Here is a 14,942-nt window from a genome sequence, read left to right on the forward strand (position 1 = left end):
GTGAGAAATAAATTTAATGGTGTAATTACGGATAATCGTAAAAAGGAATTAGGAGGAGATAAAGAAAGTGGTAGTGATTGTATGCGGGAATGAGGAGCTGTTTTTGAGGCTGAGAGAACAAAGATGGATGGCTCCTTTGCTGTTTGCTGATAGGTGGTTTTTTACAGCTGTCCTTGCCGTATTTTCTTTTTGAGCTCCACCAGCAAGTACTCCAGTCCATTGATCCTGATTTCATACATGGTGTGGAGCCACATGCCAAGTTTGCCTTCAGGAAAACCTTTGCCATGCATCCATACCAGGTAATGTTCCGGGATGTCACAAATCAATTGTCCCTTGTGTTTTCCAAATGGCATTTTCTTGGTGACCAGGTCGATCAGGATTTCTTTCTGCATGCGCGAAGATATTGGAAAATACTTTTAACTTTAAATTTTATGCCTTGCATTTAAAGAGGAAAAAATAATTTCTGATTGAAAACAAAAATAATAATCTTAATCGGGGAAAATGAGGGGGCTTAAACTGATGATCATCTTGCTAATGGTGGGCCTATGTAATGTTGCCGAAGCGCAAGTGGGCTCCCTATCCGGAAGTTGGAAAGGGGAGCTGAAGGTGATGGCGCAGACACTGCCTCTGATTTTTCACTTCAATCCAGCAGATGGAGGCTGGGAAGGAAGTATGGACAGTCCTGCCCAAGGAGCAAAAGGGATACAAATGAACAAAGTGCTTTTTGCCAATTCCAAAGTGGAACTGGGCATAGAGCAGTACCTGATATCTTATCAGGGGGAGTTAAAAAATGACACCATTAAAGGGGTGTTTACCCAAGGACAGATGGATTTTCCTTTGATCCTTATAAAAATGGTGGAGGAAGAGCTTTCAGTCAAACCAAAGCCACAAGAGCCACAGGAACCTTATGGATATGAGGTCATGCAGACTTCTTTTTCAAACTTGAAGTCGGGCATCAGCCTAAAAGGAACCCTTACCAAGCCCAAAGGAAACGGGCCCTTTCCGGCAGTGGTGCTGGTAAACGGATCCGGACAGCAAAACAGGGATGCGGAGATCTTTGGACACAAGCCTTTTTTGGTCCTTGCAGACTACCTTACCCAAAATGGGATAGCCGTTTTGCGCTATGATGAACGAGGCGTTGGCGCTTCGGAGGGTGAGTTTGAATCGGCGACTAGTTTTGATTTTAAACAAGATGCATCCGTGGCGATCGAGCATTTGAGGAAGTTTCCTTTCGTAAACCAACTTAAAATAGGCGTGATCGGTCATAGCGAAGGAGGAATGATAGCATGGATTATGGGAGCAGAGGATAGGGGGCTGAATTTTATAATTTCTTTGGCGGGGCCTGTAGTTCCTATTCCTGATTTGATGATGCAGCAAACCCAGGATGTTTTGAGGTCAAATGGAGCCTCGGAGGAATTGGTGGCAGAACAGCAGAAAATCAATCAGTTGATTTATACTGTTTTTAATGAAACCGAAGATTTTGACCAGTTAGAAGAGAACCTTTCGATGGCCCTAAAGCGTTATTGGTTCAATGAATACGGTGCCGATAGCGTTAACAATGACCAACTTCAGCGTTTGGAGGAAGCGTACAGCAAGTTGATTACCCCTTGGTATCATACCTTTATGCGATTTGATCCCAAGCCCTATATCCAAAGAACTACAATTCCTGCGTTGGCCTTATTTGCGGAAAATGATGTTCAGGTAAACGGTCCCGTAAATCGCGAAGCCTTGGAGGATATCATTCAGGAAGAAGGGCAAGAGAATATCCGTCTCAAGGTTTATCCTGGCCTTAACCACTTATTTCAGCAGTCGGAAACTGGGGGCATCAGTGAGTACGCACTTCTTGAAGAAACCTTTAGCGAAGAGGTGATGCAAGAGATGGTGGAATGGATCAATTCACTTTGAACCGCTATCAGGTCGGGAGGAGAGGATTTTGAAGGAAGGAATTATTTTCAAATTGGCAGTAATTTGTGTAATCGGTTAAAAGAATTGCCAAGAAAAGGGCAAAAACTATAGAAATGTGATGGATTAGTAGTGGCTTAATTTCCTTACTAAATTTTAATTCAATAAATTTGGCCTTGTAAAAATCGCCATCCTAAATTATAGGTTCAGGATGTTTTTAGCATATCAGGCACTTGGGGAATTCCCCAAAAAAGGGTGTTTGAAAGTGGTGAAGTGAACTAGTCGATTAAAAAGAAAACAAAAATAATTTTACCTATTAACCTTAATTAAAAATGACAAAGATTAAAGTAGGAATTAACGGATTCGGAAGAATTGGAAGACTTGTTTTCCGTGCTGCTCAGGAGAGAGATGATATCCAAATCGTAGGTATCAACGACTTGGTGGACGTAGATTACATGGCTTATATGTTGAAATATGATTCAACTCACGGTATTTTCAAAGGTGATGTTGAGGTAAAAGACGGTAAGCTTGTAGTGAACGGAAACGCTATCCGTGTAACTTCAGAAAGAAATCCTGCTGACTTGAAATGGTCTGAGGTTGGTGCTGAGTATGTAGTAGAATCAACTGGTTTGTTCTTGACTAAGGAAACTGCCAAAGGTCACATCGAAGCTGGTGCCAAGAAAGTGGTTATGTCAGCTCCTTCTAAAGATGACACGCCTATGTTCGTAATGGGAGTAAACGAATCTTCTTACACTTCTGATATGCAGTTCGTTTCTAACGCTTCTTGTACTACCAACTGTCTTGCTCCATTGGCTAAAGTGGTAAATGACAACTGGGGTATCGAAGAAGGTTTGATGACTACAGTACACGCAACTACCGCTACTCAGAAGACTGTAGACGGTCCTTCAGTGAAAGACTGGAGAGGTGGACGTGGTGCTGGCCAAAACATCATCCCTTCATCTACTGGTGCTGCTAAGGCTGTAGGTAAAGTGATTCCTGAATTGAACGGTAAATTGACCGGTATGGCCTTCAGAGTTCCGACTCCTGACGTTTCTGTAGTTGACCTTACTGTAAGACTGAAGAAAGGTGCTACTTATGAAGAGATTTGTGCCAAAATGAAGGAAGCTGCTGACGGTGAATTGAAAGGTATCTTGGGTTATACTGAAGACCAAGTGGTTTCTAATGACTTCATCGGTGACGCAAGAACTTCTATCTTCGACGCAGGTGCCGGTATCCAGTTGAGCGACAAGTTCGTGAAATTGGTATCTTGGTATGACAACGAGTGGGGTTACTCTAACAAAGTAGTAGACCTAGTAGCTTATATCGCTAGCAAATAAGAGGTGAAAATACCTTAAAAATAGTAAAAGCCGGTCAAGAGGAATTTTGACCGGCTTTTTTTGTGGTTATAGGGTGTTCCGTGGAAAAAGACATCCGCAGATAAATACGGATTTTAATAGGAAGTTTTTTTGCTGATCAGAAGTTTCAATAAAACAGCGATTCGAATAAGCGCTGTTTTATTTATAGGGAGATGTTTTATATCATCTTTTCATCTGGATAGCATCAACTGGTTAGGTTGTGATTATAGCTTGTTCCTGGCTTCGGGCTGATTCCAGGCTTCAGCCAAGTCACTGTGAAAACCTTCAGGATATTTATTCCTTCCAATTTTGGAGCCTGTCCAGGTATAAATAGGATTCGACAAATTTGCGGTGTTCTTTGTTGGTCAGCTTTTCCAAAAGTTCTAAAGAAGAAATATAGGAAGCAAGATTTCCGTTCGAAGACAAAAACTTACCATCTTCGATATAGCTTACCTTATGGTCATCCTGAACTTTTAGATTGGGATAATTTTTTTGAAGTTCTTCGCCTCCTCCGATCCAAGTGACGATCTTTTTGCCATCGGCAATTCCCGTTTCCCCGATCAAGGAGGCTCCGCCGCAATTACTCACGGTATATTCGGTTGTTGAATTTTCCTCTATTATGAAACTGAGCAATGCTTTATCTTTAATTTTTTCGCTCATGTCATAAGCGCTTGGGACAAATACTGCATCAAGTTGAGGGACATTGTTGTAGGCGTAGTCCGGGAACATCCGAAGTCCTTCTTCACAGGTAATCATTGCATAGTTTTCAGCAATGGTTATGATGTTGAACAGCTGTTTTCCATCTTCTGAGGGTTTGGAAAAAACATCCAAAGGAGCCGTTACTTCAGTCATCAATACGCCATTGTACATCAGCACACCGATGGTCGGTAATTCCGGGTCAATTTTCTTTGTCTTTGGTGAAAATTCAAACCGGTTATTTGCGGTAACACGCTGATTTTCTGAAACCGGATCAGTACTTGACGTTTCGTTTTTGCAGCCTACTGATCCCGCAAGTAGGAGCATTGACATGATGGTTAATTTCTTCATTCTATTCATTGCTTATGGGTTTTAGGGTACTGATCGCGATTCTGTTCCAGGCATTGATGACGGTCACGGCCATGATTATTTGTGCAAGATAGGTTTCTGAGAAATGCTCCAATGCCGTGTTGTAGGTGGCGGTGGAAAGTCCCTTTCTATGGATAAGAGTGATTTCTTCGGTGATCGATAGGAGTACTCTTTCTTCTGCTGTGAACAACTCCGTTTCTTTCCAAGCGTTTAGAAGAAACAGGCGTTCTTGTGTTTCTCCATTTTTCAAGGCATCTTTTGTGTGCATGTTGATACAAAAAGCACAGCCATTGATTTGGGATGCCCTGATTTTGATGAGTTCTTTGTGGGTTTTCGTAAGGGGGCTTTTATTCAGGTAGTCTTCCAGGACATACATTCCTTTATAGGCTTCCGGTTGCAATTGGTCGAGCTGAATTCTATGTTCCATTTGTTTGTGCTTTAGTATGGAACAAAGGTAGATCGGCTAATTTGCAATAAAATTGAACGGGTTCAAGAAATGCTCTTTCTTCTTAATTTACTGACATATTCAGGGGATAAACCCAAATAGGTTGCTACCAAATATTGTGGGACATTGTTGACAAACTCGGGGAAAGCATCACGGAACCTAAAGTAGATTTCTTCTTTGGAATAGGAAAAAATATACTTCATCCGCATGATTGCCGCACCGTAGGCCTTTTGGTAAATGTTTCTAAAATACGTTTCCATCTGAGGAAATTTTCGGAGCATTTCTTCTTGTTTTTGAAAGCTAATTTGTAATAATTCAGATGGTTCAACGGCCTGAATAAAAAAATCTGAGCGCCCGTTATTTTGGAAAGCCAAATAATCAGTGATCCACCAGTTCTCAATGGCGAACTGTAAGGTTTGTTCACTTCCCCGTTCGTTGATAAAATATAAATGAACACAGCCACTGGAAACAAAATAATGCTTTAAAGCATGGTCACCGGCCCTGTATAGTATTTCTTTTTTAGCAACGGATCTTTTTTCAAAAAATGGTTCAATTTGCTCAAACTCACTTTTGCTAATTGGTGTAAATCGGTTGATATGGTCAAACAGCATGTGCACAGGGATTACTTTGATGCTTTTTGGGCTATTTCATAAGACTGCTTTGCCCATTTGGCCAACTCTTTTCGGTCTTCCAGGATTTCTTGAGGAACTTCCCAATAGGGCATTCCTTTCTTTTTAGTTTCTGAATAAAAAGGCTTCATTCCTTTGTCTTCAAACTGTTTTTGGTTGGTTGCATCAACTTTTAACCTGAAAATGTCCCCACCGATTTTTGCAAACATCAGCCCTTCTTTGAAAATCCCGACTCCTCCAAACATTTTTTTAGTCTCCACTTTTCCGAATTCAGAAAGCTGGTCAAGGATATAATTTAGATACGCTTCATTAACAGCCATAGGTTCTTGTTAGGTTATTTCAATTGTTATAGGTTGAATTTAACTTTTTTGTCCCAAATATGGAGATGATCGGTTTATATTCTTTTTGTAAGAGATCTCTGATGTGAGTTAGGGAAACTAACTAAAAACACAAAAATAGGCTGTGACTAAAAAACATTGCTCTTCTTAATTTGGATATACATATTTGGATAAGTATTGCCCTGTTTAGTCCATTACAATCTTATAGCTGGGATCATCATCGGCATAATTGATATTGATGATTTTTTCGGCTTTTTCCAGCAAGGTTTTGGAACTGGTGTCAGGACCTTTTCCTAAGGAGCTAATTTGGCAAGTTTATGGTAATCTAAACATCTTCAATACGATCAGGAAGGCACCTTGACAACCAATGGTGCACTATAAAAAATTAGCAACTGCTTAAAATCAATTCCATATTTCATTGGAGGCTGTTAAGATAATTGGTGAATCATCTGTAATAAGTATCGTTTGCTCATGTTGGGAGATATAACCTCCCTTGTTTCCTACTAATGTCCATCCATCATTAAGCTCCTCAGCAAATGTGGAATGGGTGGAAATAAAGGTTTCTATCGCTACTGTAGTGTTTTTCTTAAATCGTTCATGGTTGCTTTTAACCCTATAGTTTAATATGTCTTCCGGTTTTTCGTGAAGACTTCTTCCTACACCATGTCCGGCCAGGTTTTTTAATACTTTGAAGCCCCTTTTATTGGCTTCTGTTTCGATCAAGCCACCAATGTCTGAAATCTTTACGCCTCCTTTGATCCTGTTTATAGCCAGGTAAAGGATCTCCCTTGAAGCATTCACTAAGGGAAGGTGGTGGTGAATGTCCTTCCCAAGGACAAACGAGCCTCCATTATCTGACCAAAATCCATCCAATTCGGCAGATACGTCGATATTTATTAAGTCTCCCTCTTTTAGGATTTTGTGGGGAGAAGGAATTCCATGTGCAGCTTCATGGTTTAAGCTTATGCAAGTATAACCAGGGAAACTATATGTTTCAAAAGGTGCTGATTTGGCTCCAAAACTTGCAAGTAAAGCGCCTCCAAAATTATCAAGCTCTTTTGTTGACATTCCGATTTTTGCGTGCCGCCTCATCTGTTTAAGTGTCTCTGCCACTACTTGACTGATACGTTGCATCCCAATAAGTTCAGCTTCTTTTGTGATTGACATTTGTTGTGATTTAGTTGTTTTTGTCCAACACCATTAAAATACGAAGAAATGGAAAGAAATTTAATGAAACAAAAAAGGGCAGTGAATGGAAAACACTGCCCTTTTTACTTGGATAAACACTGCTCTGTTTAGTCCATTACAATCTTATAGCTGGGATCATCATCGGCATAATTGATATTGATGATTTTTTCGGCTTTTTCCAGCAAGGTTTTGGAACTGGTGCTCAGGTGCCGGATATAGACGGTTTTTCCTACCTTGTCGTATCTTTCGGTAACCTTATGGACGGCATCTATGCCCGAATGGTCCACGATTCGGCTTTCAGCAAAATCAATGATGATTTCGTCAGGGTCGTTGGTGGGATCAAACTTTTCTCCAAAAGCCTGGGCAGAGGCAAAGAAAAGCGGTCCGTAGATATCGTAATGTTTTACTCCGTTTTCATCGATTCTTTTTCTGGCGCGGATCATTTTTGAATTCTCCCAAGCAAACACCAAAGCAGCAATAATAACCCCTACCAATACGGCCAGGGCCAGGTTGTGAAGGAAGATGGTCACCAAGGTAACTACGATCATAACCAGTACATCTGAGAAAGGGACTTTCTTGAAGATCTTTAGAGAGGCCCATTCGAAGGTTCCGATGGCGACCATAAACATCAGTCCTACCAGTGCCGCCATGGGGATCATCTCAATATAGGAAGAGAAGAAAAGGATAAAGGTAAGTAGCCCACAGGCGGCCACAATCCCCGAAATACGGTTTCTACCACCAGCATTGACGTTGATCAAACTTTGGCCGATCATGGCGCAACCGCCCATTCCGCCAAAGAAACCGGTAGTGATATTGGCCACTCCCTGGGCTATACACTCCTTGTTGCCATTTCCACGCGTTTCGGTGATTTCATCCACCAGGGAAAGGGTCAAAAGGCTTTCGATCAGACCTACACCGGCCATGATGGCCGAATAGGGAAGTACCACCATAAAGGTCTCCCAGTTTAGCGGAACCATGGGCAGGTGGAATTCTGGCAGTCCTCCGGAAATAGAAGCCATATCCCCAACTGTTTTGGTGTCCACATTTCCGAAAATCACTATCCCAGAAATTACCAAGATGGCCGCTAAGGCTGAAGGGATGACCTTGGTGACTTTGGGGAGAAACTTAATGATGACCATGGTCAATATGACCAAGCCCAGCATGATGTACAAAGGAGGTCCGGTGATCCACTCTTTTACACCTGGGCTGGTTTCTATTTTGAATTGTTCAAACTGCGAGGAGAAAATGATGACGGCCAGCCCGTTGACAAAGCCAAACATCACCGGGTGCGGAACCAGCCTGATCAGTTTTCCTAGCTTTAATACACCGATTAGGATCTGAATGATACCCATAAGGATGACCGCTGCAAAAAGGTATTCGACCCCGTGGCTAACCACCAAGGCTACGACAACTACTGCTATGGCTCCAGTGGCCCCAGAGATCATTCCCGGTCTACCTCCCAAAATAGAGGTGATCAAACCGATAAAAAAGGCGGTGTAAAGGCCTATCAAAGGAGATACCTGAGCAATAAGTGAAAAGGCTACTGCCTCCGGTACGAGCGCCAGCGCAACTGTTAGGCCGGATAATACTTCGTCTTTGAGATTGGATTCTTTTGGACGAAATAGATTAAAGAACATTTGTGTCATGTCTTTACGAATTAATTTAGTTTAATGTGATACTGGGAGTTAGAAAGGGGTTTTATCATAATTCCTGTAAAGCGAGTATGCCCTGGCAAAGGAACTCCATTGGGATGAGGGCACATTAGCTTATAGGCTTAGGTTTGTTCTCTGCTTTGCAAAGGTAACTGTTTTTTATTTTCAGAATAATGTTTCAGTTCCAGGGACTATTTACCTGTTATTTCAGATGATTTATAAGGTCCCAGATTTTGGATAGCTTGATTCATTATTGATGAATTTTGAACAAAATTAAGTATTTAATGCTAATGGTTAAATTATTGTCTGATTTTTTAATAGAAATTTAACCGAGTGGCTGTTTTTGTGCGTTTTTGATGTTTGTCTGGTGAATAGAACGGAAGATTTTCCAGATGAGGAGGTCTTAAGGTTTTACATCTTCATTTCATTTTAATAAATTTAAGTAGATGTGATAATAGGGTAAGATGAAGGAGAGATCATCTTTTGGATAAAATACCAATTTGGTGGATAGAAGGGGAACGTAAATTGACATCAGCATGGATACTTACAGGAAAATGGTCCAGGAACTTTTAGCTGTTGCCGGCATTGGAACAGAGGGGAAAGCGCCGTACGATATTACGGTAAACAATCCAAAGTTTTTTCGAAGGGTGATCAGGGAAGGTTCACTTGGTCTCGGAGAGTCCTATATGGATGGATGGTGGGACTGCAAAGCCCTGGATGAATTTTTTAAGCGAATTCTTAAGGTAAACTTGGACAGGAGGGTGAAGGGAAGCCTGAAAATGTTGTGGACGGCTTTTAAGGCGAGGTTTTTTAATTTACAAACCAGAGGGTATTCGAAAAACCTCATTGTGCAGCACTATAATGTGGATAACGAGCTCTATACAAGAATGCTCGATAGGAATATGATGTATAGTTGTGGTTATTGGCATAATGCGGAAAGTCTGGATGAGGCGCAGGAAAACAAACTGGAGCTGATCTGTCAAAAACTGAAGTTGGAGTCGGGGATGAAGGTCTTGGACATTGGATGTGGATGGGGTGGTTTTGCTGCTTACGCCGCTAGCAATTATCAGGTTAAGGTAGTGGGGATAACTCTTTCCAAGGAACAGGCAAAATTGGCCAGAGAGCGTTGTGCAGGGTTGAAGGTGGACATTAGACTACAAGATTACAGAGAGGTGGACGAGCCGTTTGATAGGATCCTATCGATCGGAATGATGGAACATGTAGGGGCCAAAAACCATCGGGAATACATGAAAGTGGTCAGTAAAAACCTCAAAGAAAACGGCATCACTTTGCTCCACACCATCGGAAATAACCGGTCTTATAAGTACACAGATCCGTGGATTGATAAATACATTTTCCCCAACAGCCTTATACCTTCCGCTGCCCAGCTGACAAAGGCCATGGAAGGTTATTTGCTTATTGAGGACTGGCATAATTTCGGATTGCATTATGATTATACGCTTATGGCCTGGCTGAAGAGGTTCAAAGATGCCTGGGGCGACTTTAGGCAAAAGTACGACGATCGTTTTTATAGAATGTGGGAGTATTATCTGAATTGCTGCGCCGGTTCTTTCAGAGCAAGAAAGAACCAATTGTGGCAAATAGTGATGGTCAAAGATACGTTTGAGGGAGATTATAAAGCGGTGAGGGATCTGTCCAAGAGCCAGGCCATGTGAAAGCAGATGATTTTAGGGTAAAAGGCTTGCTACTTCATGGAATTGATCAAAGAATGGCTTAGCTTGCCGTAAATTTTTACCCAATTCATGAAATCATGCCAGACGGAAGAAACAGAAAAGATATAAACATCGGTGATTTAGTAGAGGTTGTCCAGAAGCATCACCAAAGAACGGGAGAGCTTACAGAAGGGCTGGTTAAACGTATACTGACCAAATCTCCCAACCATCCCCATGGTATAAAGGTAATGTTGGATACTGGTGAAGTAGGGAGGGTTAAAAACATTATTGAAGAGGATTGAACTGCTGTTGAGCATATGGCCACTTTCAAGTGGAGGTCAACATGCGCTGCTAAAGCCCTAAGAGCTGGGCAACTGACTTTTGGATGAAAACCCATTGGGGTTTTTTCAGTAAGGGGACAATGGTAAATGCAAAAGACAGCTTTCTTACCAAAGGGACTTACAAGGGACTTTTCTAAGAATTTTAAATCAACAATTAATAACCAATAACTCATTTTTATGGAAAAACTGGATTGGATCAAAACAGCCCTGCTGGCAGTGGCTGTTATTGTTTCGGGGTATTTTATCGGAGATATGCACCGCAGGGCCAAGGTTTATGAGCGTTATGTGGAGGCAAAAGGACTTTCTGAGCGGGAAGTGGAGGCCAATTTGGCGGTTTGGCCAATTGAGATCACCTTGGCTGGTAATGAACTTCAGGACTTAAACGAAAAGCTTGATGGGCAAAAAAAGGAAGTAAAGGCTTTTTTTGAAGACATGGGCTTTGATCAGGAGGAGGTGAGCATTGGTGCGACCAATATTGTGGATTCCAAAGCGCAGTTTTATGGGGACGGAGACAGAAACAGGGAGTTTAGGTATATTGCCAAATCAGAAATCACCATCCGTACCAAGGAGATTGAGAAGATCAAAAAATCCTTGGCCGCTTCATTGGACCTGACTTCAAAAGGGATCGTAATTGGGGCCAAAAACAGCTGGAGGCCCATTGAGTATATTTATACCCAGCTCAACGATATCAAACCGGAAATGGTAGAGGAGTCTACAAAAAAGGCCAAAGAGGTGGCTGAAAAGTTTGCCCAAGATTCAGGTTCAAAGGTCGGTAAGATCAAATCCGCCAGACAGGGACTTTTTACCATTTCGGATAGGGATCCGAACACACCGGAGATAAAAACAGTCAGGGTGGTATCCACCATAGAATACCTACTGGAAGACTGAGGGGTAGGAATTATTTTATCCAAGAAAACCAAAGGGGCCTTGAAAGCCCCTTTAGTTGTTTTATTTTTTATGCCATCCAGGCATCCCAAGGGATTCTGGACAGTATCAATAGCAATGCGATACCGTAAAACATGTAAAGGCTTCTAAAGCGGGCTTTGCTCACAGAGAGCTTTTTGGCCCTGCTGTAACCCACGGTGATCAGGACAATAGCAAGGATATTGATTAGTGGGTGCTCCAGTGCATAAAGTCTGCTCACGGGATCGCCCATGGCATTTCCTCCGGATAAGTTGGAAAATCCCAGTGGGCTGATAAAGTAGATGAGAAGACCTGCCAAAAGCTGAATATGGGCGGGGATCAATCCGATGAGTCCAAACTTACGGTCCTTGTCGGTGAAGTCTTTGTTGCTTAAAGCTCCTATCAGTGAATAGATGAAAACAATGGCTAGTCCGGCCAGAACCAAATAGGCCATACCAGAATGAAGGTGTTGGATTCCTGTTTGCATTATGTTTCTTAAAATGATTTTTCAGCTCAAATTAACGGAAAACTTAGGAGATTTTAACCTTTTTCGCTGAGATTGTGCGCATCTTTTAAGCTTATCTGTCATTTGGGGAAAAAGAGGATAAGCATCTGCGGATTTACAAAGGGGGACGAAAGGGGAGTATCCGACTTTCAATGGTGGACCTTGGAAAAATGTTATGAGTAGGGACGGAGGGTGATAGGAAAAGGGATGGGCTTTTTGTGCCTTTATAAAGGTAATTTAAGGCTTGGAAAAGGGTTTTTGATGTAATATATCAAAATTTCATTAGCATCTATCGTGTGTGTGTTTAATTGAATTTTGTAACTATGGGAGGATTGACTTCTAAAGTTCATGTATTGGGTTATCTGCTCACCCTAAGCTTTGCTTTGGTATTTACCAATTGCAATTCCAATGGAGACGATACCCCTCCTTGTTCTGTGGCTTGGTCCACGGAATTACAAGCTGAATCGAATGCTGTGGTTGCTGCTGCACAGAATTTTGGGCAGAATCCAAACGCCAGTACCTGCCAAGCTTATGTAGTGGCCTATCAAGCCTACTTGAATGCGCTGGATCCCTATGGAGACTGTGGGGCCTTGACCAACCAGCAAAGAAATGACTGGGAACAGGCGGTGGCGGAAGCAGAGGCCTCGTTGGAAGATGTGGACTGTTCAGCTTATGGATCACAATCGGCCGCCAGGTGATTTCTCCGGTAAAATCCCTTCCTCAAATTCCAATCGGAAAGGAGTATTTACTTTAGGTTGAGTACTGGAAGTAGCTATAGGGGAAGCTTTAAATTATCCATATAGCTACTTCCTATTGGAACCTTTGTTTTGCCGATACTGACTTGGTGCCTTTCAATTTTGTCAATCAGGTTAGTGTTAACGATATACGACCGGTGAATACGACAAAACGAGTCAGGAAGTAGCTTTTCCGCTTCTTGAAAAGTCATCCTTGTCATGATTTTGTTGTTTGTTGTCTGGAAGGTAACATAGTTTCCAGAAGCCTCCAGAAACAGTATCTCCTCCAATAATACCTTTACCTGCTCGTATCCTGTTTTTAGGAAGATGGATGTTTTTTCTGTTCCTTTGCTGTTTTTGAGCAGCCAAAGTTCATTGGCCTTGGTACAGGCTTTGGTGAATCTGGCCAGGGAAAAAGGCTTCAATAGATAATCGATGGCTTCCAATTCAAAGCTTTTAACGGCATGTTCCGAATAAGCGGTGGTAAAAATGATCATGGGCTTATTGGCGGGCAAAGTAGCAAATTCCATTCCTGAGATATCAGGCATTTTGATGTCCAGGAATATAAGGTCAACAGGGTCGTTTTGGAGATAATCCAAAGCGGTAAAGGCATTGGTGAAGGTCTGCTGAAGGTTAAGAAAGCTTACCTTAGAGGCATGGCTCTTGATCACCTCCAAGGCCAATGGTTCGTCATCTATTGCTATGGCATTCAACATTAGCTTTTGTTCAGTTGGATAGATAAATGTACAAAATATTCCAGATCATTTTCTCGGATGATCAATTCGTGCCGGTGAGGATAAAGGAGCTGTAAACGCTGTTTTACATTTGGCAAGCCGATACCAGAGGCTATTTTTTCAGGGTCATCATCACTTTTGCGATGGATGCTGTTATTGATGTCCAGGTGTAGTGATCCTTCCAGACAGCGTAAATTGATTTTGACCCATGAATTTTTCTGCAGGCTGATTCCATGCTTAAAAGCATTCTCAATAAATGGAATCAACAGCATGGGGGCAATAGTGCCTTTACAATGCCCTTCTTTTCGGCTGAACAAGATTTCAATGTTGTCCTGTTCTTGAATACGGAGTTCCTGCAGGTCCACATAGTTGACAAGATAATCGATTTCCCTTTCCAAGGGGATAAGTTCTTGGGTGTTTTCATGCAGCATAAAGCGCATCATGTCTCCCAGTTTTTGCACGCTTTCGGCAGTTTTTTCGGCATTTTCCTGCAGGGATATGCCATAAATGGTATTGAGGGCATTGAAAAGGAAATGTGGATTGATCTGATTCCTGAGCTGTTTGAGGTCTGTTGATTTTTCTTCCAATTGAATATTCAACTTATCCAGCTTCTCAAGATAGTGCTGATATTTTTTGAAAACAGCAGTGGTGATGGGGTTGATGACCAACATTAACAGGACGATGGAAACTATTCCCGCCAGTATAGCTTCCTCGCTTTCTGAAATACCCGCAATCGTGATAAATAGAATGGCCATCAAAACAGGTAAAAGCCAATAATACAGTTTAGCCTCTTTCTGAAGACCGATTTCTTTTTTTCTGTGTATCAAAAAATAGTTGTAGACAAATATGAGTGCGATAGCAGGGATAACAAATGCATAGATGATAAGGATGAGAAAATGGAAATATTGGTGGAACTTTACCAAAAAGGTCAACAGAAAAATGTAAAGAACGATGATTCTAAAAATATTATAGAGAAGGTAATTCGGCGTTTTTCTTTCAAGAAGTACCTTTTTTAAGAAGGATGCCACAAAAAGGTAACCTATATAAACGGCAACTCCGGAAAAATAAAAAGGGACAAAGGGGGCATCTCCAAAACCAGCTGCCGTATCGAAAGCCCCGGTCATAGCCCAAGAGAAAAAGAAGATAAGCAAACCGAACAAAATTAGTTTCCACGTCTTTTTGTTCCGCGAATAGGAGGGAAGCACCTTCATGTGGAAAAAATAAAAAGCAGCAAAGATGATAGAAGGGATAAAAACATAGGCGAAGTACCGCGTCATGTTGGCATGATGATGGCTAAAAGAGCTGAGGCCATATTTGGCGCCCAAAATATTTGTCAGGATAATGATAAAAAACGGGATGGAGATCATCCACCATTCGATTTGCCTAAATGCTAAAGGTTTTTCTTTCATAGCTTGCTTTAAATAAAATGATAGGACAATGATACTTGGCGCAAGTTCCCTGAACAAAAAAATGTGATC

The 14,942-nt window shown here is 41.7% G+C and carries 16 protein-coding genes; 6 read left to right on the forward strand and 10 right to left on the reverse strand.

All coding sequences use genetic code 11. The annotated features are described in order from the left end of the window. Window positions 1-161 precede the first annotated feature (161 nt). A complete protein-coding gene (locus ACYVAA_RS12635) occupies window positions 162-392 on the reverse strand; it encodes a DUF3820 family protein (RefSeq protein ID WP_460542196.1) in 231 nt (76 codons plus the stop codon). Between the two features lie 109 nt (window positions 393-501). Between ACYVAA_RS12635 and ACYVAA_RS12640 the strand changes: the two genes are divergently transcribed. Together ACYVAA_RS12640 and gap are read left to right on the forward strand one after the other, a co-directional pair. Further along, window positions 502-1,905 (forward strand): alpha/beta hydrolase family protein, encoded by a 1,404-nt coding sequence (locus ACYVAA_RS12640; RefSeq protein ID WP_460542198.1) that lies wholly within the window; start codon window positions 502-504, stop codon window positions 1,903-1,905. A 329-nt stretch (window positions 1,906-2,234) separates the two neighbouring features. Further along, a complete protein-coding gene (gene gap / locus ACYVAA_RS12645; protein WP_460542200.1) occupies window positions 2,235-3,239 on the forward strand; it encodes a type I glyceraldehyde-3-phosphate dehydrogenase in 1,005 nt (334 codons plus the stop codon). A 312-nt stretch (window positions 3,240-3,551) separates the two neighbouring features. Here the strand turns inward: gap and ACYVAA_RS12650 are convergent, their stop codons facing one another. The 6 genes from ACYVAA_RS12650 to ACYVAA_RS12675 all read right to left on the reverse strand — a co-directional run bounded on the left by ACYVAA_RS12650 (window position 3,552) and on the right by ACYVAA_RS12675 (window position 8,568). Beyond that, window positions 3,552-4,304: a DJ-1/PfpI family protein gene (locus ACYVAA_RS12650; protein ID WP_460542202.1), complete on the reverse strand. Its 753-nt coding sequence runs from the start codon at window positions 4,302-4,304 to the stop codon at window positions 3,552-3,554. A 1-nt stretch (window position 4,305) separates the two neighbouring features. After that, window positions 4,306-4,749 (reverse strand): carboxymuconolactone decarboxylase family protein, encoded by a 444-nt coding sequence (locus tag ACYVAA_RS12655; RefSeq protein WP_460542204.1) that lies wholly within the window; start codon window positions 4,747-4,749, stop codon window positions 4,306-4,308. 62 nt (window positions 4,750-4,811) lie between these two features. After that, window positions 4,812-5,378: a Crp/Fnr family transcriptional regulator gene (locus ACYVAA_RS12660; protein WP_460542206.1), complete on the reverse strand. Its 567-nt coding sequence runs from the start codon at window positions 5,376-5,378 to the stop codon at window positions 4,812-4,814. A gap of 11 nt (window positions 5,379-5,389) precedes the next feature. Next, window positions 5,390-5,716: a TfoX/Sxy family protein gene (locus tag ACYVAA_RS12665; protein ID WP_460542208.1), complete on the reverse strand. Its 327-nt coding sequence runs from the start codon at window positions 5,714-5,716 to the stop codon at window positions 5,390-5,392. A gap of 420 nt (window positions 5,717-6,136) precedes the next feature. Next, entirely contained in the window at window positions 6,137-6,901 is a 765-nt protein-coding gene (gene map, locus ACYVAA_RS12670) for a type I methionyl aminopeptidase (protein ID WP_460542210.1), read from the reverse strand. Between the two features lie 128 nt (window positions 6,902-7,029). Continuing rightward, window positions 7,030-8,568, reverse strand: a complete 1,539-nt coding sequence (locus tag ACYVAA_RS12675) for a SulP family inorganic anion transporter (RefSeq protein ID WP_460542212.1) — start codon at window positions 8,566-8,568, stop codon at window positions 7,030-7,032. A gap of 542 nt (window positions 8,569-9,110) precedes the next feature. On the opposite strand from ACYVAA_RS12675, the gene cfa reads away from it, so the two are divergent. From cfa to ACYVAA_RS12690, 3 genes are all read left to right on the forward strand, one after another. Continuing rightward, window positions 9,111-10,250 carry a cyclopropane-fatty-acyl-phospholipid synthase gene (cfa, locus tag ACYVAA_RS12680; RefSeq protein WP_460542214.1) on the forward strand — a complete coding sequence of 380 codons (1,140 nt, stop codon included), beginning with the start codon at window positions 9,111-9,113 and terminating at the stop codon, window positions 10,248-10,250. A 95-nt stretch (window positions 10,251-10,345) separates the two neighbouring features. Next, window positions 10,346-10,549, forward strand: a complete 204-nt coding sequence (locus ACYVAA_RS12685) for a YwbE family protein (RefSeq protein ID WP_460542216.1) — start codon at window positions 10,346-10,348, stop codon at window positions 10,547-10,549. Window positions 10,550-10,765: 216 nt separating this feature from the next. Further along, on the forward strand, window positions 10,766-11,476 hold the full coding sequence (locus tag ACYVAA_RS12690) for an SIMPL domain-containing protein (protein WP_460542218.1): 711 nt from the start codon (window positions 10,766-10,768) through the stop codon (window positions 11,474-11,476). A gap of 67 nt (window positions 11,477-11,543) precedes the next feature. Here the strand turns inward: ACYVAA_RS12690 and ACYVAA_RS12695 are convergent, their stop codons facing one another. Continuing rightward, window positions 11,544-11,978, reverse strand: coding sequence for a hypothetical protein (locus ACYVAA_RS12695; protein WP_460542220.1), 435 nt, complete (start codon window positions 11,976-11,978; stop codon window positions 11,544-11,546). A 350-nt stretch (window positions 11,979-12,328) separates the two neighbouring features. Here ACYVAA_RS12695 and ACYVAA_RS12700 point away from each other — a divergent pair, with 350 nt between their 5' ends. Further along, window positions 12,329-12,694: a hypothetical protein gene (locus ACYVAA_RS12700; RefSeq protein WP_460542222.1), complete on the forward strand. Its 366-nt coding sequence runs from the start codon at window positions 12,329-12,331 to the stop codon at window positions 12,692-12,694. 74 nt (window positions 12,695-12,768) lie between these two features. Here ACYVAA_RS12700 and ACYVAA_RS12705 read toward each other — a convergent pair whose 3' ends face one another. Beyond that, the gene (locus ACYVAA_RS12705; protein ID WP_460542224.1) at window positions 12,769-13,446 is read right to left on the reverse strand and encodes a LytR/AlgR family response regulator transcription factor; all 678 of its coding nucleotides are present in this window, start codon (window positions 13,444-13,446) and stop codon (window positions 12,769-12,771) included. Beyond that, window positions 13,446-14,873 (reverse strand): sensor histidine kinase, encoded by a 1,428-nt coding sequence (locus ACYVAA_RS12710; protein WP_460542226.1) that lies wholly within the window; start codon window positions 14,871-14,873, stop codon window positions 13,446-13,448. Before ACYVAA_RS12710 ends, ACYVAA_RS12705 begins: the two co-directional genes overlap by 1 nt. Window positions 14,874-14,942: the final 69 nt, after the last annotated feature.

This window comes from Echinicola sediminis (assembly GCF_054777495.1).